Source organism: Flavobacterium ajazii, assembly GCF_010614725.1.
Lineage (GTDB): Bacteria > Bacteroidota > Bacteroidia > Flavobacteriales > Flavobacteriaceae > Flavobacterium > Flavobacterium ajazii.
In genome coordinates this window covers 474,355-498,638 of sequence record NZ_JAAEHL010000003.1, presented here as the reverse complement: position 1 = coordinate 498,638, position 24,284 = coordinate 474,355, and the positions used below count along the sequence as shown (strand labels likewise).

The window sequence follows — 24,284 nt, the reverse complement described above, 5'->3', positions numbered from 1 at the left end:
AAAACATTAAAAAAGGAAATAATTCAATTGGATACTGTGATATCAAAATGCCAACTCCCGCAATCTTAAGAAAATCTGCAAGAGTTGGTATTTTGTTAGCTACTTTTGATTTTACTTCTTCAAAAACAAAATAAACCCAAGAACACTAACGATTAGAATCGTCAATGCAGCCAAAACCATTGTCAGGTCACGGATGTTTTTTCCAGCCCAGTCCATGAATAAGAATTTATGGAGAATGGCAAAAGAATAGCCTTCAACCCGGTCTGAATTATTGATAACCGCTGCTAATCTTGATGTTGAAGTTTCGATAAAGTAAGTTGTTTTTTCGGGTGTGTCATACGCTAATTTTACGACCGGAAGTCTTTTATTGACAAAGCCGTATTCTCTGCTTTCAAAGTCAGTCAAAACTTTTGATTCAAGTAATTTTATATTTTCAAACGAAGGCTGAGAATCATCTTCTGACGTATCAATCATTTCGCAGCACGAAGCTTTTGGTGCCCCATCGGTAAAATAATAAGCTAGAAATTCGGCATATTCTAAATCCAGGTTTGGCGCAATTTTATTTGTAGTCGCGTTGATATAAACGATTTCAGATTTTTGATCTTTATTTTTATTCCATTTAGAATCTGATTTTGGTTTTTTGAATCTTTTTGTTTCTTTTTCAGCCAACTGACAACGATAATAAGTCTTGTCGTTTAGTGTAATAATACTCATGTTTTGAAAACGATTCCAGTCTAAATCAAGCTTGTTATTGGCTTCGGGAATTTCTTTGATTTCAAAAGTAGGTTCGTAGATCATTTGTGATAAAGTATAAGGTTCCCATTTGGTAGTGGCATGATAAGCACCGCTGAAAGCAAATGTCAATGTAAAAAGCGAAACCCAGATCCCGATTTGGCGATGGTATTTTCGAAATCCTTTTTTGGGTTGTAAACTATCTGTTTTTTTGAATTGTTTCCAAAGAAAACCGTAAATTAAGATACCGCTCAGTGCAGAAAATCCAATGATTGATAACAGGAAAATCATGGTGATTATCCGGATACTGTTGTTCGAAATAGCATCTATAAATGACCAGTTATGGAATGTGTCGAAAAACCAGATAAACCATTGTCTTGAAGCTGGATTGTAAGTCGCCAGTTTACCTGATGAGGTTTCAACATAAATTTCCATTGTATCAGGACGCTCGAAAGTTAGCTTGTAGACTGGTAAATAGCGATTTACATATTTATATTGCGAAGTAAATTCGGTTACAATTTCACTCTTTTTGACTGAACTTTTTTGATCATCCAAAAAATATCTTGAAAGCCATTCTGCATATTTCTGGTCACCGTTTTTGAGTTTTTTAGCATTCGAAGTATCAAAATACAATAAACTGCCGGTAAGGGTTTTGACCTGATAAAAAGTAGTGTTCTTAAAAGAAACGATTCTAAAGTTTTTAAATTCAGTGATGTTGTTTTTTTCTAAAACTTCCTGAATAGATAGCTGCAGTTGATTTTTATTAATTATTTGTTGTTCCAGTTTCTCATGCGCAATTTCAGGCTTGAAAAAATGCGCCATAAACGGATGCATCAAACCTGATAATGTCCAGAAGATTACCGGAATAATTGTAATTAAACCAATAGCACGATGCCATTTGTACATGTGCTGTTTGATTTTTTTTACTATTTTGGAATCCTTCTTTTTGGACTTTTTGGCTGTTATTTCTTTGCTCATTGTTAGGGTTTTTAGCCCCGATCGAAGCGGCATCCTTTTGTGGCGGGGTTCGCCACAAAAGATACAGCGGAGAGCGGGATTAGCTTCTAATAATTATTTTTTCAGTGAAAAATTATATTGTATTCCGAATACGAAAGTTCTTGGTGCTGCAGCGGTATAGGTTGGCTGAGCGTTTGTGACATTTGTTCTCGAAACATTATAGGCGTATAATTTATCGGTAAGGTTCATTACATTTCCGTAAATCTCAATTTTTCTCCATTCATACCCAATTCGGGCATTGAACAAATTGTAACCGTCATATTTTACGGTATTAATCTGATCCTGATAATAACTGCCCACAAGCTGCCACTCGACAGAAGTCCTTAAATTAGGAAGCCAATCAGGATAATAACTTATCTCTGAATTTCCGGACCATCTTGGAGCAGCCGGCATTTCTTTTCCGTTTAAATTCTGTATTGGATCTGATGGTTTATCAGAAAGTTTAAAATCGATATAAGTGTGTTGTGCGTAAGTTCCGCCAAGACGAATATTCAGTTGTTTTGAAGGTCGATAGGAAGCTCCAAATTCAATTCCTTTATGACGTGTTTCTCCCGCAGAACGATAATCGGTTGAATTATCTGCAAGCTTAATGCTTAAAAGCTCATTTTTGCCTTCCATATAATAGAAAGCATAGTCAAAGTTTAATTTGTTTTGAAAGAAAGAAAGCCATCCGCCAATTTCATAGTTGTCAAAATCTGCCGGTTTTAAGTTGTAATAAAACTCGGCGGGAATGCCTGTTGTACCGCCGGTACCCGGTTTAGCTCTGAAGATAGAAGTAATTCCGGGAGGTGCAAAACCCTGAGAGTAATTGCCATAAAATCCTGCAAAATGAAAAGGATTGTAATTTGCACCGGCTTTGAAAGTCATTTTATCATAGACTTTACTTCCAGAAGAAAGATCGATTGCATTGTCATAATTCACTTTCATGTTGTCGTAACGCCCTCCAAAAGTAATTACTAATTTTTCGATTGGATTAAAACTGATTTGAGCATAACCGGCTGTGTTGAAGATGTCTGCCGTATAATCTGAAAGTTTTGAATCGGGATGTTCGGCAATGATTTCATAAGAATCTACAGTTTGTTTTCCTGCTTCTCCAGGATTTAAATCGGCTTTTAAATCAATTACATACGACCAATATGTAACGGGTGAGTAATCGTATAAAGCTCCCGCTACAATTTTAGTATTTAAGAAATCAAGTTTTTGAGTATGCTGTCCGATTGCACCGTAACTTTTGAAGTTGTTTGAATTTACTTCGCCTTTAGCAGTTGTAGGATTAACAGTTTGACTCCATTTAATTCCGTATGATGGATTTTGACCTAATTTGTTGTCACGTAAATAAGCTGTGATATAACTGCTTGAATTGCTGTTCCAATCGTGTTCTAAAGTTAAACGTGTTCTTAAAGCATCAGATTTTCTATAGGTGAAATCGGTTGTACTTTTATAGGTTCTGTTGTTAAAGGCTTCTTCATTTACACTTCCACTCATGTCAGAATAATATTTTCCGTACATGGTGTTGCTGATCAGTCGGGTAGAAGGAGAGATGTTGTAATCGATTCTTGCATTCAGATTATCTTTGTTATAATCTGAATAGGTCATCCAGCCGTTTTCCTGAAGGCTTGAAATTCCGGCAATATGAAAACCAACTTTGCCAATAGTTGCACCGCCGGCTGCCTGAAATCTTCTGTAACCGTAATTATCGGCCTGAATTCCAAATTTGAATTCAGGATCAACAGGCGGTTTAAGCGAAATTAAATTTATGGTTCCGCCAACAGCTTCGGGACCATATAAAGAAGAAACCGGCCCCTTTACAACTTCAATACTTTGGAGGTTAAATTGATTGATCTCTAGCAAAGCATTATGGTTAAAGATTCCCATTGGGCGAATTGGCAAACCATCTTCAAGGTATAAATAATAGGCATTTGTGGTCATAGGCTGACGGATCGACATCATATGCTGTTCATTTCCTAAATTGACCATTAAAACACCTGGCGTTTTATTTATGATTTCATAAACGGCTGTAGCCTTTGCCTCATTAATAGTTTTGGCGGTTAATTTACTGATTGCAACCGGAGTTTCTTTTCTTAAAGTTGCGGTACGGTTGGCCGTTATATAAACATTTTCGAGTTCCTGAGATTTAGTTGTGTCCTGCTCCGTTTTGTTCTGCGCAAAGACACATTGCCCTATGATTAACAGGGTAAAGTATATTTTTTTCATTTTAAATTATATAAATTAAGGGTAACCAGTTCTTTTTGGCTTGTGCCTAAAAAAAACAGGGTTTCAGTTTTGGCGAAATGCCATCAGAATTTATATAAAATAGGATGGAGGGTGAAAAATTGAATTTGAAACGGAGATAGGCTTCTCGTTTAAAGAATTGAAAATTCTAACTTCAGATTCGATTAGTGTTACTAATTTAAAATTTGCTGTAGGTGTATTTTGAATGTAAACAACTTCTACTTTTTCTTTTAGATTATTTTGCATTCTTTTTTCGTTGTCAGCGTATTTTTTTAAGCTTTTTTGAAGTTCACAACGACCATTACAGGTATTGAAAACCATTTTACGCTGCACACAGATTGTTTTTGAAATTTCTTCCTGATTTAATTTGAATGAGGTATAAACAAAGAAACTGCCAAAAGAAGGAACTAATAGCATGCAGGAAAGAAATATGACGAAAAGTCGTTTCAAAGTGTGTTTCGTTGTTTTCGAGTGCAAAAATACATTTTAAAAATTATTTGAAAGAATCATTTTAGTCATTTTCTAAAAAAAAACAGCTGTAATAACTAAATTACAGCTGTTTTAAATATTTGATAAAAAGATCTTTTTAGAGACCTCTTTTGGAATTTTATTCGTTAACCAAAACCCAAGTTCCGGCTGCTAATAAACTTTCAGCTTTTTTGTACTTCATCGTTTCTGTTTTACCGGTTGAAACTTCCTGAACTGTTACAGTGTCATTTCTGTTGATTTTTGGCATATCTCTTACGATAGTTTCGGTAACCTGACGCTGTTGTGTTTCTCCGGCTTCACGATTGATGTTTTCGCTGTTAGGAATTTCGTCTTTGCTTAATTGTAAATTTTCTTTTGGACGAACTTCTCTTGCTTCTTGAATTTCAGGAGCGTTCTGAGCAGGTAAATCACCTTTGAATAAGAATGAAATAACTTCTTTATTCACGTTGTCTAACATTCCTCTAAACAAGTTGAAAGCTTCTAATTTGTAAATAAGCAATGGGTCTTTTTGCTCGTGAACAGCTAATTGAACAGATTGTTTCAATTCGTCCATTTTACGTAAATGTTTTTTCCAAGCTTCATCCACAATAGAAAGCGTGATATTTTTCTCGAAATCAGCAATTAGTTGAGCACCTTCGCTATCGTAAGCTTTTTTCAGGTCAGTTACAACATTCAAAGTTTTGATTCCGTCTGTAAACGGAACTACAATTCTTTCGAAATGATTGTTTGGCTCTTCAAAAACTCCTTTAATAATTGGGAAAGCTTCTCTCGCGCTTCTTTCTGTTTTTTCTGTATAGAATGCTAAAGCTTCTTTGTATACTTTTCCTGTAACTTCAATGTCAGATAATTTTAAGAAATCTGCCTCAGAGATTGGAGATGTAATTCCGAAATAACGAATTAAATCAAATTCATATCCTTTGAAATCATTTGCTACTTTATTATTGCTTACGATTAATTCGCAAGTATCATAAAGCATATTCGCGATATCTAGTTTCAAACGCTCTCCAAACAATGCGTGACGACGACGTTTGTAAACTACTTCACGTTGAGAGTTCATTACGTCATCATATTCTAATAAACGTTTACGAACACCAAAGTTGTTTTCTTCTACTTTTTTCTGAGCACGTTCGATAGATTTAGTCATCATAGAATGCTGAATAACTTCACCTTCTTTCAGTCCCATTCTGTCCATTACTTTCGCAACTCTTTCAGAACCGAACAAACGCATTAAATTATCTTCAAGAGAAACATAGAACTGAGAACTTCCCGGATCTCCCTGACGACCAGAACGCCCACGTAACTGTCTGTCTACACGACGAGAATCATGACGTTCTGTACCAACGATTGCTAAACCTCCGGCAGCTTTTACTTCTGGAGATAATTTAATATCGGTACCACGACCAGCCATGTTTGTTGCAATTGTTACAACTCCGGCTTTACCGGCTTCTTCAACGATTTGTGCTTCTTGCTTGTGCATTTTAGCATTCAATACATTGTGTGTGATTCCTCTCATTTTAAGCATACGGCTTAATAACTCTGAAATCTCTACAGAAGTTGTTCCAATCAATACTGGTCTTCCAGCGTTTGATAATTCAGTAACGTCTTCAATTACGGCATTGAATTTCTCACGTGTTGTTTTGTAGATGTAATCTTCTTTGTCAATTCTTGCAATTCCACGGTTTGTTGGAATTTCAACAACATCTAATTTATAGATTTGCCATAACTCACCCGCTTCTGTAACCGCAGTACCCGTCATACCAGCTAATTTGCTGTACATTCTGAAGTAATTCTGTAAAGTTACAGTTGCAAAAGTTTGCGTTGCAGCTTCGATTTTTACGTTTTCTTTAGCCTCAATCGCCTGGTGGAGACCGTCAGAGTAACGACGTCCGTCCATGATACGACCAGTTTGCTCATCGACAATCATAATTTTGTTGTCCATGATTACGTATTCTACATCTTTTTCAAAAAGAGCATACGCTTTTAAAAGCTGTGTCAAAGTGTGAATACGCTCGCTTTTTACTCCAAAATCCTGGAATAATCTTTCTTTAGCTTCTGCTTCAGCGTCTTTGTCAAGTTTTTGTTTTTCGATAGCAGCAATTTCAGTTCCAATGTCTGGTAAGATGAAGAAATCTGAATCTGTATCTCCGGAAAGGTATTTAATACCGTTATCTGTTAATTCAACCTGATTGTTTTTTTCTTCAATCACAAAATACAAAGCTTCGTCCACTTTATGCATTTCGCGATTGTTGTCCTGCATGTATTGGTTTTCAGTTTTTTGAAGCAATTGTTTAATTCCTTCTTCACTCAAAAACTTAATTAATGCTTTATTTTTAGGTAAACTTCTGTAAGCTCTTAGTAATTGGAAACCTCCGTCTTTAGTATTTCCTTCTTTGATTAGTTTTTTAGCTTCTGCTAAGAAACCATTTGCTAACTGACGCTGTTGTGCAACTAAGTTTTCGATTTTTGGTTTCAGTTCGTTGAATTCGTGACGATCTCCCTGCGGAACCGGTCCTGAAATGATAAGTGGCGTTCTGGCATCATCAATTAATACAGAGTCAACCTCGTCGACAATTGCAAAATTGTGTTTTCTTTGAACTAAATCGCTAGGCGAGTGCGCCATGTTATCTCTTAGGTAATCGAAACCAAACTCGTTGTTTGTTCCGTAAGTGATGTCAGCGTCGTATGCTTTTTTTCTTTGTTCTGTGCTTGGCTGGTGATTGTCGATACAGTCAACAGATAAACCGTGGAATTCGAATAAAGGAGCTTTCCAAGTACTGTCACGTTTTGCTAAGTAGTCATTCACTGTTACTAAGTGAACTCCGTTTCCTGTCAAAGCGTTTAAGTAAAGAGGAAGAGTAGCAACTAAAGTTTTACCTTCTCCCGTTTGCATTTCGGCAACTTTACCTTCGTGTAGAACCATACCACCAATCAGCTGAACATCATAGTGAATCATGTCCCAAGTGATGTCTTTTCCGGCGGCATTCCATTTGTTAGCCCAGATTGCTTTATCGCCTTCAATAGTAATATAAGATTTTGCAGCTGAGAATTCACGGTCTTTTGCAGTTGCAGTAACTTCAACATGTGAGTTTTCTTTGAAACGACGAGCCGTTTCTTTTACAACAGAAAATGCTTCCGGAAGAATTTCTAATAAAGTTTTTTCTGAGATTTCATAAGCTTCTTTTTCAAGCGAATCAATAGCGTCATAAAGATCTTCTCTTTTGTCTATGTCTTCGATGTTTTCTACTTCTGCTTTAAGCGAAGCAATTTTAGCATCTTTGTCAGCTCTGGCTTCTTTTATTCTGTCTTTAAAATAAACAGTTCTTCCTCTCAATTCGTCATTAGTCAGACTCATTAAGGGAGCTTCGAATGTTTTAATTTTATTTAAGTAAGGTTGTAAAGCTTTGACATCTTTCTGTGATTTATCACCCACAAAGACTTTAATAATACTGTTTATGAAACTCATGATTTATTGTATTTCTTTATTATTTATATGTATTTGAACCAAAAAAAAAGCCTCTGTGATGAGACTTTTTCCTTTGGTTTATTTTTTTAATATTCATCCTCATTCCAAAGATAATCTTCGTCTGTTGGATAATCAGGCCAAATTTCTTCCATTGATTCGTATATCTCCCCCTCGTCTTCAATCGACTGTAGGTTTTCTACTACTTCCAAAGGAGCTCCTGCTCTAATGGCGTAGTCAATAAGTTCGTCTTTGTTAGCAGGCCACGGTGCATCACTTAAATAGGATGCTAATTCTAATGTCCAATACATCTTTTGTCGATTTAGTTTGTGCAAAAATAAATTTTTTACTGAAAAAGACAAGTAAAAATTGATTTATTTTAATAAAATTTAAGAACGTCTCTTTTTAAAATCCAATTTTTAAATTTCAAATTCCAAAATTGAAGCTAAAACCTCCAGTTTTAAAGCTTTTTATGTAAAAATTAAATTTGAAAGATTTTAATTTTTTGTTTGGAATTTGGGATTTAAAAGTTTGAAATTTTCAGAAAATTTATTTTCTGGGAATCCATTTTACTTCCTCCGCTTTTAGATCAGACGACAACTTCCGTGCCAAGACAAAAAGGTAGTCAGAAAGTCGGTTTAAGTACATAATTGCGATTTCTGGAACGCGTTCGTTATGGCTTAAATGTACTGCTAAGCGTTCTGCCCGACGGCAAATACACCTTGCGATATGACAATGTGACACGGTTGGATGGCCGCCCGGTAAAACAAAATGAGTCATTGGTGAGAGGCTTTCCTCCATTCTATCTATTTCATTTTCCAATAATTCAATATCAGAATCAATTATTCCGAGATTTTCTAATCTGAGTTTGCCGTTTTTTAAAACTTCTTTTTCCTGCGGAGTTGCCAAAATGGCACCGACAGTAAAAAGACGATCCTGAACTTCTATTAAAATGGACTTATAATGAGAATTGATTTCCTGATCACGAATTAGTCCTATGTATGAGTTTAGTTCGTCAACAGTTCCGTAACTGTCAATTCTGATGTGATCTTTTGGTACGCGGATCCCTCCAAAAAGAGCCGTTGTTCCTTTGTCTCCGGTTTTAGTATATACTTTCATTTTTTAAAGATGCTAAGTTTCTAAGGTGCTGGGATGCTGAGTTTTTTAGTTTTCTTTGAAACCGAGTTCGCTGTTTAGTTTTTTGAATTCTAATTGGGCTTTGTCGTTAAAATCGCCATTTGTACCTGCAGTTTCTGCAGATGACTGAAATCGTGAACAGCCTATGCAGACTATGGTCTGGCAAATCACTTCGCTATTTTTAAAGTAAACAAATCCAAGTCGGGGTTCATAACAGCCGGCAATGTTCGGATTCTCGAACATTTTTTTATTACTGAAAATAGAATTTAATCTTGAAACCTGTTCTTTGCTGAGTTTTTGTTTTTTAAGAATAGTGTTTATGTGCTGTCCTTTTTCATTAATAGGAGGGTAGAAATTTTCTCCGGAAAATCCAATATAATCAATTCCGATGACTGAATCACAATCAAAACCTTTCAGATAAGATAAATGACCATTGGCTTTTATTTTAACCGTGTTTTCCGTCAGCCATTTTATTTCTGTTTTCGGCGGTTTTGGCGGCAGGGGCTGAGGCTGGGAATTTTTATGTTCTGCCTCCTTTTTGCAGGAAGCCAATGCCAGAAGAAGAAACACAAAATAAAATGGACGCATTTTTATATTTTAGAGTTTATATTTTTGATTTTAGATTGGAATACTATAATCGTAAATTTTAGATTTAGAAAATAATCTATAATCAAAAATCTAAAATTATTTAGTCGTATCACTTTCAATTAAACCATCACGTAAACGAATAACTCGATGCGCATAGGCAGCAATATCTTCTTCGTGAGTTACCAGAATAACAGTGTTTCCTTGTGCGTGAATATCACCAAAAAGCTTCATGATTTCTACAGAAGTTTTACTGTCTAAGTTTCCTGTAGGTTCATCGGCTAAAATAATCGACGGTTTGTTTACCAAAGCTCTGGCAACAGCAACACGCTGGCGCTGTCCTCCGGAAAGCTGATTCGGCTGGTGATCCATTCTGTCGGCAAGGTTTACTTGTTTTAAAACTTGGGTTGCACGGGCAATTCTTTCAGATTTTCCATAACCTGCATAAATCATAGGAAGAGCTACATTGTCTAAAGCAGTTGTTCTCGGTAAAAGATTAAAAGTCTGGAAAACGAAACCAATTTCTTTATTTCTGATTTCAGCCAATTCATCATCTCTCATTTGGCTGACATCTTTTCCGTTTAAAACATAACGTCCGGAAGTGGGAGTGTCTAAACAGCCTAATAAATTCATTAAAGTAGATTTTCCAGATCCGGAAGGTCCCATTAAAGCAACGTATTCGCCTTTTTGTATTTCGAGATTTATTCCTTTTAAAACATAAACGATTTCGTTACCCAGAACAAAATTTCGTCTGATGTCGGTTATTTTAATTAATGGTTCAGCCATTTCTTCTTATAATTTTGGATTTAAAAGTACAAAACACTTTTCAATAAAAATGATAAGTAGTTTAGAATTGGATTTTGTTACAAAAGGTCTTTCGTAAATAAGCTTTTATATATTATATTTTTAAAATAGATTAATGTTATATTTTTTTAAATTGATTTTGCATGATTATCATTATTTTATAGGTTTTACAGATTTAAACTATTTTTAATTTTAAAAACATGATAATAATGTAATTTATTAGGTTGGGCGTTTAGTAAATTTGATTAATCAATTAATTAAAAATCAAGATTATGAAAAATATAAAGATAGTTGCAGGAATTACATTATTAGTATTAGGGTTAACATCATGCAAAGACGAAAAACAAGAAAAAGCTCAGAAAACAGTTGAAAACTATGTAATTTATGTTGACTCTGTTAAAAATGTAGCCGCTGCAGATTTGAAAGATAATTGGAAAAACGTAGAAGCCGAATATGACAGAAGATCTGAAGAAGCCCAGGCAGCTTTGGCTGATGTTAAAGACAATACTGCTGCGACTGAAAAAATAAATGCAAGTAAAATTAAATATGAGGAATTCAAAAACGAAATGGAGGCACAATTTGCTCCTCCGGCTTCTAATCCTAAACAACAATTAAGAGATGCTTTGTTTGGTGCAGGAAAACTTGGTGATGATATGAGTTTTAGCTGGGTAAATGCTCAAAATATTCATAGTGTTTATCAGCAGTTTGTTCATACTGTAGAAAATAATAAAGACAGGTATTCAAGAGAAGACTGGGACGAAATCAAGCTGATGTATGAAGCTCTTGACAGCCGTAAAAATACTGTTGAAAAAGAAGGTCTTACAGCTGAAGATAATAGAAAAATTGCCGGATTGAAAATCAAATTTGCACCTATGTATAAAATAAACAGAATGGGAGCTAAATCTGAAGAAAATAAAGAAGCAAAAAAATAAATAGATTAGTTAGTTTAGATTATTTTGAAAAATGGCAATCAGGAATGGTTGTCATTTTTTTATATCCGAATTACAAAATGTTCTTTTGGCTGTTCGTGTCTGAAAAATACAAATCCCCATTGGAAAGTGTCAATTGTGACTTTTACTTTTGAGTGGTTTTTAATAATTTCCCAGGCTTCTTCCATGTCTTCTGACCAATGAATATCATCAAAAATCCAAACAGAATCATTGTCAATTGTTGGTAGTAAAAGCTCAAAATAAGCTAAGGTTGCTTTTTTAGAATGATTACCATCAAAGTATATTAGGTTGTAATTTGTCGATTGAATGTTTTCGGAAATTAAAAAAGATTCAAACTCAGAAATTACATTTTCAACATTATTACAATCAAATTCAGCCAATTGATTTTGGGCAACATTTGCAGTATTTGGGCAGCCTTCAATTGTGATTACTTTTGCTTTAGGATTTCCCAAGGCTAGAGCCGATGTTGCTAAGCCTAAAGATGTTCCTATTTCCAGTATATTTTCTGGCTGAAAATAATTTGTAACCCGAAATAATAATTCTGCTCGTTTTGTCGAAATTCCAGCTGTCTGTGCAATTTTAGAAATTTGTCTTTTATTGGACTTGAAAACTTTTGAACCTGCTCCAAAATCGGTTACTTCAATAAAGTTTTTATTCTCTAAAAGTGATTTTCTGTGTTTTTTTAGAGTTGTATATTCCGGCTTGGTTTTCTTATCATAAAAACATTTTGTCAGCAAACTAAAAACAAATGGAGAATGAACCGCATGTTCATTTTTAGAATGCCAAAGAAATGTTAGATAAGATTTTATTTGAAACAGCATGTCGGATATCGAAAATGAAATAAATTTAGTTAATAGATAATAATTTTACTTCAAATATCAATACAGAGCCTCCAGGGATAACTTTGTTGCTTTTACTGCCATAACCTAAATGAGAAGGAATCAAAAGTAATCCGCTTCCCCCTGGTTTAAAAAAAGGGATTCCTTCCTGCCATCCAACAATTACTCTGCTTAAAGGAAAAGAAACTCCCTCGGCATCACTTTGATCAAATACTTTTCCGTTGGTAAAACTGCCTTTGTATGCTACAGTTACATTTGATGTTATGAAAGGGTTGTTTCCTTCGCCTTCTTCATTAATAATATAATATAAGCCAGAATTGGTTCTTTGTGCAGTTAGATTATTCTTCGCTAAATATTCTGTGATTTCTTTTTCATTTTGTGCAGTATAATCTTTGGTTTCGTTTTTATCATTTGAACACGAAATAAAAAGCGTTACAGCAAATAAAGTGTAGATAAGTTGTTTCATGGATTGTTTATTGTATGAGTATTTTTTTAAAAGATTTAGAAAGGAATTACTGTATAATAAGTTATCCTTCCAGTTTAGCAGAAAGTTCAAACCAGCGTTCTTCTTTTGCATCAATTTTATTGATTATATTTTGAAGTTCGTTAGCTTTTTTCTCGATATCTCCATCAGCAACTTTTCCGTCAGAGAATAATTGTTCGATTTTAGCTTTTTCAGCTTCAAGATCTTTAATTTCTCTTTCGATTTTTTGATATTCCTTTTGTTCGTTAAAACTCAAATTTCCAGTTGGATTGTTTTGTTTCCAGTCTTTTTTCTCGGCTTTGTTTTCTTCTTTTTGAGCGACATCAGCGCTGTCTTCGTAGGCTCTGAAATCAGAGTAGTTTCCTGGGAAATTTTCGATTTCGCCCTGTCCTCTAAAAACAAATAAGTGATCTACAATTTTATCCATAAAATAACGGTCGTGCGAAACTACCAATAAGCATCCAGGATAATCTAAAAGGAAGCTTTCTAAAACGTTCAAAGTCACAATATCCAAATCATTTGTTGGTTCATCGAGAATCAGGAAGTTTGGATTCTGAATTAAAACCGTACACAAATACAAACGTTTTAATTCTCCACCGCTTAATTTCTCAACGTAATCGTATTGTTTTTTAGCATCAAAAAGAAAACGCTCTAATAATTGCGAAGCCGAAATAATTTTTCCTTTTGCTAACGGAATATATTCTCCGTATTCTTTAATTATATCAATAACACGCTGACCCGGTTTTGGATTAATTCCGGATTGCGTGTAATATCCAATTTTTATGGTATCTCCCTTAACTACGCGTCCGCTGTCTGGAGGAATTGTTCCTGTCAAAAGGTTCAAGAAAGTCGATTTTCCAGTTCCGTTTTTACCAATAATTCCGATTCTTTCGCCACGTTGGAAATCAAAACTGAAATTGTCCAGAATAACACGGTCTTTGAATTTTTTAGAAAGTTTGTGAAGCTCAATAATTTTGCTTCCCATTCTTTCCATATTAATTTCAAGTTCAACTACATTTTCTTTTCGTCGACTTTGTGCTTTTTCTTTAATAATGTAAAAATCGTCCTGACGAGATTTAGACTTGGTTGTTCTCGCTTTTGGCTGGCGGCGCATCCATTCTAATTCCTTTACAAATAAGTTTTTAGCCTTGTCAATACTTGCATTTTCAGAAGTGATTCTTTCTTCTTTTTTCTGTAAATAATAAGAATAATTTCCTTTGTATTGGTAAAGTTTTCCGTTGTCTAATTCGATAATTTCATTGCAAACGCGTTCCAGAAAGAAACGATCGTGCGTTACCATAAACAGCGTGATGTTTTCTTTCGCAAAATAACTTTCCAGCCATTCGATCATTTCAAGATCTAAGTGATTGGTTGGCTCATCAAGAATCAATAAATCTGGACGGTTAATTAAGATAATAGCTAATGAAAGACGTTTTTTCTGTCCTCCGGAAAGATTTTTTACTTTAAGTTTAAAATCTTCCAGTTTTAATTTAAATAAAATCTGTTTGTATTGTGTTTCAAAATCCCACGCATTATGCTGATCCATTGCATCAAAAGCTTTTTGGTAAGTTTCTTCATCTGAAGGATTTTCTAAAGCTTTTTCATAAGCTTCGATAACTTTAAGCGTTTCATTATCAGAAGCGAAAATACTTTCCTCAATCGTAAGTTCATCTTGAAGGTTATTGTCTTGCGAAAGAAACGCCATTCTGATTCCTTTTCTTAGAACAACTTGTCCGGTATCTGGTTCTTCCAAACCATTAATAATGCTCATTATGGTTGTTTTTCCAGAACCATTTTTTGCAATAAAAGCGATTTTTTGATCTTTATTAATTCCAAAAGAAATGTTGTCAAAAAGGATTCTTTCTCCAAATGACTTTGATATATTTTCGACTGATAAGTAATTCACTTTGTAAATTCTAAGTTATAATTATGAGTTATGAATGTTTTCTAAAACATAACTTTTTGCAAAAGTAAACTATTATCTCGCATTTGCGAATTATTTATGGAGATACGAACCCAGAGCGGCGCTCAAATCTAAATAATGAATTTGCTGAGTAACATTTATTACTGGTTTTCGAATCAGCGATTGCCTGCTTCCTTTCGTTTAGTGGTATACTTTGAAAATTACGTAAAAAGAGCCGTTTGCAAAGCTTTTCATTACAAGATTTTGGAGGAGTGGGGTACGAGATTTTTTCATGCATTATTCATGCACTATCTATGCTTTATCCATACTTTATCTATGCACTATGACCCGTCCTTGACCCGTCCTAAAATAACTATACAGATTAGATAAAGTTGAGTATCTGGAAAAATTACTAAAAAAATAGAATATACTTTTATTATAAAAATTACTCAAAAAAAGCTGCAAAATATTCTTGCAGCTTTTTTTTGTTTTATGTCCACTCATTGATTTGCTCACTTCGTAACGTTGTCTTGTTTTAAATAATAGTAAACGAGCGCCCAATTTCATTAAATTAAGTGACGGCTGAAAAATTGTTAACTTAATGATATTGTGTCTGCGTCAGGGAAATTGTTTATGGAGATAGGGATTCAATATTATGCTCAAATCCAAATAATGGATTTGCTGCCGGATATTTAAAACAGGTTTCCGAACCAAAGATTCATTCGTAATAAAATAATGAAGTCCGTCTTTCGTAGCAATTCCTTCAATTTGATGAAAGGGAAGTTTTAAATCGATTCTTCGTTTATTTCCAGATAAAAAATCATAATCTTTAAAATCATAGAGCAGATACAAAAAAGGTTTTCCAACTTTGGTATAGCCACACAAAACAATTAGTTTTTTGTTTTCCAAATAAGTTGCGCCAGTGACCAAACCTTTTGTGTCTAATGTAGATTTTAATTTCGCAATCTGAGTTCCAGATCCTTTCGAGAGTGCATAAATATTGGTTTTAGACGTTTTCCATTGTTTGGTAAAGAAATAAATACTGTCTTTGGAAACAACAAAAGCTTCGCAGTCAAAATTGGTTTTGTTAGGTTTTGATGGAGAAAAATCAGTTTGATCGGAATAAGTGAATGAAATGGTTTCAATTTTCGGATTTTCTTCTAAAAAAGATCTTTTTTCAATTTTAAGGATTTTCAGATCAGTTCTGTTTCCATAATAATTATTGCCAAAATCTCCAATGTAAATATTTGTACTGTCCTGCGAGATTTCTTCCCAATCATTATTGATAACTTCAGGAAGAATGATTTTCTTTTTAATTTTTCCTAAAGAATCCAGTCCATAAATGGTTTTGTCATGATCATCATTATGAGTCCACAAGAGCTGGTTGAAATGAATGAGTCCTGAACTTTCTTTTAAAGAGTCACTAAGCTTTATTGAATATTCAGCTTTTATTTTCGTGCTTTCATATTCGTAGCTTCCATCATTTATAATAGTATTGGGGTTGTGTTTTTTTGCAAGCGAGTCTGTACATCCGGAAACCTGGCTGTAACCGACGGTAATAAAAAAAAAGAAAAACAATAAATATTCCTTCATAAGCATAATGCAATAAACAGAAAAAATAGCAGTTATGTTTAAATATTTGATGATAGTTTTAGCGAATGTATATAAAATATGCCTAAAAAGTAGGCATATTTTTTTGCAGAATTTCTTAATTGCAGGAATTTTATTGTTTAAGAAAAAGATTATTCTTATTTAAATGGCGTTAAATTAAATTATGTTTATTTTTTTATCACAATTTTAATAATAGATGTAATTTGTTGATAAGGTTATGTGGTTGGTAATGAGATTAATGTATTTTTGTTTGTGTTTTATTAGCGCTACAGAGCTACTTTTAAGTGTATAATCTAAAAAATGTCAATACATTTGCGCAGACTTTAAATTTATTCTAAAACCTCATAAAATGGGAGTTAGAAATGCGTAGCTGTGTTTGGACTAAACTACTCTAATGAATTTAAGAAGAAAAAGACTGTTATTGATTTATGAAATTACAAATAAAATTTAACATATAGGTTAATTTCATTCAAAGTAACTGAATAATGACAAAAAAGAAAAATGGCTTACGCCTGTAAAATGTAATTCTTAATTTTTTTATTAATGTTTAAAATAACAAAACCCCAAAATTACCTACTTATGAAAAAAATGTTTTTTGCTTTGTTTTTAGTAGCAACAGTTTCACAAGCTCAATACAGATTTAGATATGATAAGCTTTTTATGGAAGCAGGAGTTGGAATGGCTATTCCTTTATCTCTTACTTCGGCTTCTGGTGAAGGCAGACCATTAGGACTAGTTCACGGTCAGGGAGCTTTACGTTATATGTTTAGTGAAGATGTTGGTGTAATGGGATCTTTAAGTTTTGATCAGTTTAATCATGGAATTCAAAAAAGTGATCAATTAGTGGCTGGTTTAGAGCTTTGCTATAATTTAGGTAATTTGATTGAATTGTCAAGAAACACAGGTGGTCAATTTGGTTTATTGGTTCACGCTGGTGGAGGAGCCGGGGTAATGTCCAGCCAATATTTCAATCGTGATAAAATTGGTGTTTTAATGATAGGTGCTAAACCGTATGTTTTTATAAATGAAAAAGTTTCTTTTTTTGCAGATTTGACCTATAAATCTACATTGTCACAAAAATTATATTATAATGGAGATTTAGTTGGGAATGATTTAACAGGCAGTAATCTGGCACTTACTTTTGGTTTTATTGTAGCTTTGGGACAAAATCGTTTCCACGCAGATTCAGCGTATTAACTGAAAGAATTTTTAATACATTTTTTATATAAAAAGATAATAATGAAGATAGGAATTACTTTTAGCGCCTTCGATTTACTTCATGCAGGACACATTACAATGCTGGAAGAAGCCAAACGCCAATGTGATTATTTAATTTGTGCCTTGCAGACTGATCCGACATTGGATCGCCCTGAAAAAAACAGACCGACACAGACCGTTGTAGAACGTTATATCCAATTAAAAGGATGCAAATTTGTAGACGAAATTGTTCCTTATGCAACAGAACAGGATTTAGAAGATATTTTGAGATCGTTTAAAATTGATGTTCGAATTTTAGGTGATGAATATCGTGAAAAAAACTTCACCGGACGTGAGTATTGTGAGTCTAAAGGAATTGAACTGTATTTTAATACAAGGGATCATCGTTTTTCAAGCAGCGGGTTAAGAAAAGTAGTAGCTGAAAAAGAAGCATTAAAAGTAATTTAAATAAAAATGGAAAGTACAGCAAAAATATACATTGCGGGACACAAGGGCATGGTTGGGAGCGCAATTTGGAGAACACTATCTGAAAAGGGATTTACAAATTTGATTGGCAAGTCTAGTAAGGAACTTGATCTTCGTAATCAACAAGCTGTTAGGGATTTTATTGCTAATGAAAAACCCGATGTTATTATTGATGCAGCTGCCCGTGTAGGAGGTATTTTAGCCAATAATGATTATCCATATCAGTTTATTATGGAAAATATGCAAATTCAGAATAATCTGATTGATTCGGCTTTACAAAATGATGTAGCGAAATTTATTTTTCTTGGAAGTTCCTGTATTTATCCAAAATTAGCTCCACAGCCGTTAAAAGAAGATTATCTGTTGACAGATACTTTAGAGCCAACGAACGAGTGGTATGCCATTGCTAAAATTACAGGTGTAAAGTCTTGTCAGGCTATTCGAAATCAATTTGGAAAAGATTACGTGAGCTTGATGCCGACAAACTTGTATGGAACACATGATAATTTTGATTTGAATACTTCTCATGTTTTACCGGCAATGATCCGGAAATTTCATGAAGCAAAAGAAAATAATCATGCACCTGTAACACTTTGGGGTAGCGGTACTCCAATGCGTGAATTTTTATTCGTAGATGATATGGCTCAGGCAGTCGTTTTTGCTTTAGAAAATAAATTACCTGATTATTTGTATAATGTAGGAACGGGTGAGGATTTAACAATTAAACATCTTGCAGAAACCATTCAACAGATTACAGGTCATAAAGGAGAAATTATTTGGGATTCTTCTAAACCTGATGGAACGCCAAGAAAATTAATGGACGTTACCAAAATGCATGATTTAGGCTGGAAACATAAAATAGAACTTACAGAAGGAATTCAAAAAACTTACGAATGGTTTTTAGAAAATATTGAAGCCTTTAAACAAGTAAAAATGTAGATTTTTTATCTAATTAGTAAAAAGTGAAAAGTAAGAAGTGAAAAGTGAGAAGATAAGTGAATTCTGAACTTAGAAAAATCGAGCAAAGCGAGAGACAACTCACAACTTACAACTTACAACTCATAACCCATAACCCATAACTCAAACCCATGAGCACACAAAAAGTAGCCCTTATAACAGGAATCACAGGTCAGGACGGATCTTATTTAGCCGAATTATTATTAGAAAAAGGATATCAGGTACACGGAGTAAAAAGACGTGCATCTTCTTTTAACACACAACGAATCGATCATATTTATCAGGATCAGCACGAAGTACATGTTAATTTTAAATTGCATTATGGTGATTTGACTGATTCAACTAATATTATTAGAATAATTCAGGAAGTTCAGCCGGATGAAATTTATAATTTGGGAGCGATGTCTCATGTGAAAGTGTCTTTTGATTCTCCTGAATATGTAGCGAATGTGGACGGAATAGGGACTTTGAGAATATTAGAAGCTGTTAGAATTTTGGGATTATGTGAAAAAACCAGAGTTTACCAGGCTTCGACCTCTGAGCTTTACGGAGGTATGGTTGAAAATAAAAACGAAAAAGGTTTTTATGATGAAAACTCTCCATTTTATCCTCGTTCCCCATACGGTGCTGCTAAAATTTACGGTTTTTGGATCACAAAAAATTACCGTGAGGCTTATAATATGTTTGCCTGTAATGGTATCTTGTTCAATCATGAGTCTCCAAGACGTGGTGAAACTTTTGTTACCCGAAAGATTACTATGGCAACGGCTGCTATTGCAAAAGGAAAACAGGAATGTCTTTACTTAGGAAACCTTAACTCGCAAAGAGATTGGGGACATGCTAAAGATTACGTAGAAGCGATGTGGAGAATTTTACAGCAGGACACTCCAGAAGATTATGTGATTGCTACAGGAGTTACAACTTATATCAGGGATTTTGTAATTATGGCTTTTGCAGAAATAGGGATAACATTGACTTTTGAAGGAGAAAATGAAAATGAAGTGGCTAAAGTGGCAGCTTGTAACAACCCACTATACCAATTGGAAATAGGTAAAGTAGTGGTACGTGTTGACCCGGAATATTACCGTCCAACTGAAGTAGATTTGCTAATTGGAGATCCTACAAAATCGAAAACCAAACTAGGTTGGAAACCTCAATACGATTTAGCGGCTTTGGTAAAAGAGATGGTAGCAAGTGATTTGAAATTGTTTTAAAAGCTATTATTTAAAAGCATCTCGTTTTTAATTATAGAGTTTAAATTATTTTGGTCGTTGTAAAATAAAACATTGAAAGAACGATATATTTACATTGATAGACTAAAGGGATTCACTATTTTTTTAGTAGTGTTAGGACATATTATTCCTGTTTTAATTGAAGATAAAGGAGCACATAAGAATGAATTATTCTTATTTATTTATTCTTTTCATATGCCTTTGTTTTTTTTCTTAAGCGGTTATATTGTTTATAAAACCATAAAAATTGACTCCTTAAAAGAATATCTTCAATTTGTTAAAAACAAAGGTATTAATTTGTTAATTCCGATGTTATCTTGGCCATTACTGGAGCAATATTGTTTTACATCAAAAACAGACTTTAGTTTTGAGACTTTTCTTGGTGTCATTCTGGAAGAAATTAAAAATCCAGGGTTATGGTTTTTAAGAATGCTGTTCTTTTTTCTAATTGTTTATTCCATTTTTCATATTGTATCTGAACGTTTTAATAAAAGAAAGTTGTTCATCTATGATTTAGTAATACTCATTATTGATATAGCTTTATTTCTTATACTTTGTTATTTACTCCAGTTAGAAGCCATTTTTCATCATTTGTTTTATTTTATTTTTTTGATGATTGGTGTTTTTTTATCAAAATATGATCTTCTAAAAACAATAATTGCTAACAAGGTAATTCTTTCATTATCATTACTTTTTTTTATTGTCAGTGTCGGTCATTATAATGATTTAATATATCTTATAGACTCTTCACAGATTAAAATTTTAAAGTTTTTTATATCTGTCTTTGCAATAATTATTTTTTATCATATAGCAAAGAATATTAGTTTATCTAACTGGTTTGATAATTCTATTTGTTTCTTAGGAAGAAAATCGCTAGTGATTTATGTAACTCATTTTATGTTTCTTACCATTTTCTCAAAGTCAATGTTACTTCCTGTTGATATAAGTTTTTTCTTTTTAGCATTAATAGCAGTTCCTCTTAGTTTGATAATGATTTATTTTTGCCTTTTAATTAGTAAAATAGTTGAGTTGTTTCCAATTTTTAATTTTTTACTTTATGGGGTAAGAATAAAAAAATGATAGCTAATTAAAATAATCTTAAGAAGGCTTTAGTAAACTATTTGGTTACCTAATAATATTTCTTTTCTAAGTTTAATAAAGAATGATAGAATTGCAAAGGAATAATTTATGAAAAAAGAAAAAAAAATAATTCAAAATATTTTATGAGTAAAAGGGAAAGATATCAAGAACTTGATTGTCTAAGAGGATTGGCCGCCATAGCTGTAGTACTCTTTCATTTTACATTTGGATATGATAATGGATTACATATCTTATCAGAAGATAAATTTTATTTTAGATATGGCAATTTTGGTGTCTATTTATTTTTTATTATAAGTGGATTTGTAATTTTCATGACATTAGAAAATACTACACGAGTAAAAGATTTTATAATATCCAGATTTTCAAGATTATATCCGGCATATTGGGCAGCAATTTTTTTGTCTGTAACTATTACAACATTATTAGGAGCACCTTTTCAAAGAGGAATTTTTTCGTTAAAACAGATTTTGATTAACCTGACAATGTTTCAACATTGGTTTAAAGTTAAAGATGTTGATGGTGCATTTTGGACATTGGCAATAGAATTAGCTTTTTATTTTATCATGGCTTTTGTTTTTTTTCTCGGAAAACAAAAGCAAATTATTACCATTTGTATCTTATGGTTGTTTTTGTCAATTATATTTACTGTTTTTGATTTACCATTTGAACGATATATAACAGCAATTTTAATATTAAAATTTGCTCCCTTCTTTATAGCAGGAATTTTCTTTTATCTAATTAAACACAGACCAGAAAATAAATTTTATCATTTATTGATATTTGTTAGCTTGTTTTCTGAACTAATTATATTCTATGAAATTGATTCTTCTATAATAGAATACGTGATTGTTATTTTTCTGTATGTTGTTTTTTATTTGTTTATATATAGCTATCTAAAATTTTTAACTCATAAAATCTTAGTTTTTTTTGGAACAATTTCTTATTCTTTATATCTAATACATGAAAATATTGGTTATGGAATAATATATTGGTTGAAAAAAATTCATGACTATCAGATTTTTTATATACCCATAACTTTTTTTATGATTTTTTCACTAGCTATTTTTATTACTTTTTGCATTGAAAGACCAGCAATGAAATACCTTCGAAATCATCTTAATGAAAAAAGATAATAAATATGTTATTATGAATTACGTTCTATGAAAAATAAGTTAACTCGACTGAAAAGGCATCCAAAATATAATAATTGGATGCATTGGGGAAAGTTGATAAGTATTACTGGTGGGGCTCAGATTTTAATTCAGATTATTGGTTTTGGTTGTGGTATTTTTATAATTAGAAATTTTTCGATTGCTGAATATGCTATTTATACACTTGCTAATACTATGTTGGGAACCATGAATATATTAGCAGATGGAGGTATTGTTTCTGGAGTAATTGCAGAAGGTGGAAAAGTTTGGCAGGATAAAGAAAAATTAGGCGCGGTTATTTCTACGGGAATGAACCTAAGAAAAAAAATTGCTATTGGAAGTATTTTAATCGCAGGTTCGGTGTTGATTTATTTATTGATGCATAATAATGCTAGTTGGTATTACTCTATTTTAATATTACTCTCATTAATTCCTGTTTTTTATGCCAATCTTTCAGATTCTTTACTCGAGGTTGCTCCTAAATTACATCAGGATATAAAGCCTTTACAAAAAAACCTGGTAATGGCTAACATAGGAAGATTATTGTTGACAATTCCTTCTGTTTTTTTTATTGCATTTACACCAATTGCAATAATTGCTACTGGCATACCTCGAATAATAGCAAATTTTAAGCTAAAAAAAATATCCAATAAGTTTGCTACTTTAAACCAAAAAGAGGATGCTCAAATCAAAAAGAATATTTTGCATATGGTCAGGCGTATTTTGCCTGTAGAGGTATATAATATTTTTTCAACTAATATAACTGTCTGGATTTTGTCAATTATTGGCGCAACTAGTTCTATAGCACAGGTAGGGGCTTTATTTAGAATTGGAGCCGTTTTATCATTGTTTACTATTGTCTTTAATACTATAATAGTACCTCGATATTCAAGATTGAATGAAGTAAAAAAAGAATTACAAGAAAAAATGATAAAAATTCAATTGCTTTTATTTAGTGTCAGCTTCGTTATTGTGTTTTTTACATGGTTTTTTTCAGCTCAAATTATTTGGCTTTTAGGTAACAATTATGAAAATTTAGATTCTGAATTAGTTTTAACAGTAATTATTTTTTGTCTCAACATAATATCAACTGTAATCTATACACTTTGTAGGAGTAGAGGTTGGGTAATAAGCCCTGTTTTAAATATAAGTATTAATTTGTTATCAATAGTTTTGGGTGCTTTTATTTTTGACATTACAAGTTTAAAAGGAATTTTAATATTTAATATCGTTACATCAGCAGTTTTGGTAGTAATGCATGGAGGATATTCTTATTTTAGATTATATCAGCTAAAAAATATGGAAAACATTTATGAGTAGAACAAAATATGAATTAGATATTCAAAATAGATCCTTGTTTCGTTATTATTTAGGGATAGGAGCAAGGTTGAAAAGATATTTTTATTATTCGTATTCCAGATATGTTGCAAGGAAAAAAGGAGCAATTATTGGAGAGAACGTGGTTTTGCCGCTTTCATTAGCAAAAAATGCAAATAAGAATCTTATAATTGGTGAGAATAGTTCTATACAGACAGATTTAATAGATTTAAGAGCAAAAGTTACTATTGGTAGTAATGTAATAATAGGTTCAGGAGTTGAAATTCTAACTTGCAGTCATCTGATTGACTCCCCTGACTGGGAATTTAAGTCGTATGGAATAATAATTGAAGACTATGTTTGGGTAGCAACACGTGCATTTGTTCTGCCAAGCTGTAGAAAAATAGGCTATGGTGCAGTTTGTGCAGCAGGTGCTTTAGTGACTAAAGATGTAGAGACAATGAGTGTTATTAGCGGTAGTCCGGCATTACATTTAAAAACAAGAGGGCAAGTTCATTCCAATTTAATTGTACCATCTCTTTTAGGAGGAGATTTAAAGATTTATATTAGAACTTGGAATAAAAGAAAAAAATAAAAATT

At 32.9% G+C, this 24,284-nt stretch carries 21 protein-coding genes; 9 read left to right on the top strand and 12 right to left on the bottom strand.

From position 1 onward, the window contains the following. Window positions 1–111: 111 nt before the first annotated feature. The 8 genes from GWR14_RS07595 to GWR14_RS07560 all read right to left on the bottom strand — a co-directional run bounded on the left by GWR14_RS07595 (window position 112) and on the right by GWR14_RS07560 (window position 10,438). A complete protein-coding gene (locus tag GWR14_RS07595; RefSeq protein WP_163408423.1) occupies window positions 112–1,710 on the bottom strand; it encodes a PepSY-associated TM helix domain-containing protein in 1,599 nt (532 codons plus the stop codon). A gap of 93 nt (window positions 1,711–1,803) precedes the next feature. Further along, a complete protein-coding gene (locus GWR14_RS07590) occupies window positions 1,804–3,963 on the bottom strand; it encodes a TonB-dependent receptor (protein WP_163408422.1) in 2,160 nt (719 codons plus the stop codon). A 90-nt stretch (window positions 3,964–4,053) separates the two neighbouring features. Next, the gene (locus GWR14_RS07585; RefSeq protein ID WP_246236300.1) at window positions 4,054–4,431 is read right to left on the bottom strand and encodes a hypothetical protein; all 378 of its coding nucleotides are present in this window, start codon (window positions 4,429–4,431) and stop codon (window positions 4,054–4,056) included. Between the two features lie 157 nt (window positions 4,432–4,588). Continuing rightward, window positions 4,589–7,933 (bottom strand): preprotein translocase subunit SecA, encoded by a 3,345-nt coding sequence (gene secA, locus GWR14_RS07580; RefSeq protein WP_163408421.1) that lies wholly within the window; start codon window positions 7,931–7,933, stop codon window positions 4,589–4,591. Between the two features lie 86 nt (window positions 7,934–8,019). Next, on the bottom strand, window positions 8,020–8,241 hold the full coding sequence (locus GWR14_RS07575; RefSeq protein ID WP_007138072.1) for a DUF2795 domain-containing protein: 222 nt from the start codon (window positions 8,239–8,241) through the stop codon (window positions 8,020–8,022). A gap of 238 nt (window positions 8,242–8,479) precedes the next feature. After that, entirely contained in the window at window positions 8,480–9,049 is a 570-nt protein-coding gene (locus GWR14_RS07570) for a cob(I)yrinic acid a,c-diamide adenosyltransferase (RefSeq protein WP_163408420.1), read from the bottom strand. Between the two features lie 45 nt (window positions 9,050–9,094). Beyond that, a complete protein-coding gene (locus GWR14_RS07565; protein ID WP_163408419.1) occupies window positions 9,095–9,655 on the bottom strand; it encodes a hypothetical protein in 561 nt (186 codons plus the stop codon). 96 nt (window positions 9,656–9,751) lie between these two features. Beyond that, window positions 9,752–10,438, bottom strand: coding sequence for an ABC transporter ATP-binding protein (locus tag GWR14_RS07560; RefSeq protein WP_163408418.1), 687 nt, complete (start codon window positions 10,436–10,438; stop codon window positions 9,752–9,754). A 290-nt stretch (window positions 10,439–10,728) separates the two neighbouring features. Between GWR14_RS07560 and GWR14_RS07555 the strand changes: the two genes are divergently transcribed. Beyond that, window positions 10,729–11,388, top strand: coding sequence for a DUF6565 domain-containing protein (locus GWR14_RS07555; protein ID WP_163408417.1), 660 nt, complete (start codon window positions 10,729–10,731; stop codon window positions 11,386–11,388). 59 nt (window positions 11,389–11,447) lie between these two features. Here GWR14_RS07555 and GWR14_RS07550 read toward each other — a convergent pair whose 3' ends face one another. The 4 genes from GWR14_RS07550 to GWR14_RS07535 form a co-directional block, all read right to left on the bottom strand. After that, the gene (locus GWR14_RS07550) at window positions 11,448–12,227 is read right to left on the bottom strand and encodes an O-methyltransferase (RefSeq protein WP_163408416.1); all 780 of its coding nucleotides are present in this window, start codon (window positions 12,225–12,227) and stop codon (window positions 11,448–11,450) included. Window positions 12,228–12,252: 25 nt separating this feature from the next. After that, window positions 12,253–12,711, bottom strand: a complete 459-nt coding sequence (locus GWR14_RS07545) for an FKBP-type peptidyl-prolyl cis-trans isomerase (RefSeq protein WP_163408415.1) — start codon at window positions 12,709–12,711, stop codon at window positions 12,253–12,255. Window positions 12,712–12,772: 61 nt separating this feature from the next. Further along, window positions 12,773–14,635, bottom strand: coding sequence for an ABC-F family ATP-binding cassette domain-containing protein (locus GWR14_RS07540; protein ID WP_163408414.1), 1,863 nt, complete (start codon window positions 14,633–14,635; stop codon window positions 12,773–12,775). Between the two features lie 615 nt (window positions 14,636–15,250). Next, complete coding sequence (locus GWR14_RS07535) at window positions 15,251–16,225, bottom strand: T9SS C-terminal target domain-containing protein (protein WP_163408413.1); 975 nt, start codon at window positions 16,223–16,225, stop codon at window positions 15,251–15,253. A 597-nt stretch (window positions 16,226–16,822) separates the two neighbouring features. Here GWR14_RS07535 and GWR14_RS07530 point away from each other — a divergent pair. From GWR14_RS07530 to GWR14_RS07495, 8 genes are all read left to right on the top strand, one after another. Next, a complete protein-coding gene (locus GWR14_RS07530; protein WP_163408412.1) occupies window positions 16,823–17,440 on the top strand; it encodes a hypothetical protein in 618 nt (205 codons plus the stop codon). A gap of 42 nt (window positions 17,441–17,482) precedes the next feature. Further along, window positions 17,483–17,908 (top strand): adenylyltransferase/cytidyltransferase family protein, encoded by a 426-nt coding sequence (locus GWR14_RS07525; RefSeq protein WP_163400491.1) that lies wholly within the window; start codon window positions 17,483–17,485, stop codon window positions 17,906–17,908. 6 nt (window positions 17,909–17,914) lie between these two features. Then, window positions 17,915–18,865 (top strand): GDP-L-fucose synthase family protein, encoded by a 951-nt coding sequence (locus GWR14_RS07520; protein WP_163408411.1) that lies wholly within the window; start codon window positions 17,915–17,917, stop codon window positions 18,863–18,865. A 149-nt stretch (window positions 18,866–19,014) separates the two neighbouring features. Then, the gene (gmd, locus tag GWR14_RS07515) at window positions 19,015–20,097 is read left to right on the top strand and encodes a GDP-mannose 4,6-dehydratase (RefSeq protein WP_163408410.1); all 1,083 of its coding nucleotides are present in this window, start codon (window positions 19,015–19,017) and stop codon (window positions 20,095–20,097) included. 72 nt (window positions 20,098–20,169) lie between these two features. Next, window positions 20,170–21,195, top strand: coding sequence for an acyltransferase family protein (locus tag GWR14_RS07510; RefSeq protein ID WP_163408409.1), 1,026 nt, complete (start codon window positions 20,170–20,172; stop codon window positions 21,193–21,195). A gap of 143 nt (window positions 21,196–21,338) precedes the next feature. After that, window positions 21,339–22,349 carry an acyltransferase family protein gene (locus GWR14_RS07505; protein WP_163408408.1) on the top strand — a complete coding sequence of 337 codons (1,011 nt, stop codon included), beginning with the start codon at window positions 21,339–21,341 and terminating at the stop codon, window positions 22,347–22,349. Between the two features lie 27 nt (window positions 22,350–22,376). Further along, complete coding sequence (locus tag GWR14_RS07500) at window positions 22,377–23,687, top strand: MATE family efflux transporter (RefSeq protein WP_163408407.1); 1,311 nt, start codon at window positions 22,377–22,379, stop codon at window positions 23,685–23,687. Beyond that, window positions 23,680–24,279, top strand: coding sequence for an acyltransferase (locus GWR14_RS07495; protein WP_163408406.1), 600 nt, complete (start codon window positions 23,680–23,682; stop codon window positions 24,277–24,279). Before GWR14_RS07500 ends, GWR14_RS07495 begins: the two co-directional genes overlap by 8 nt. The last annotated feature ends 5 nt before the right edge of the window (window positions 24,280–24,284 follow it).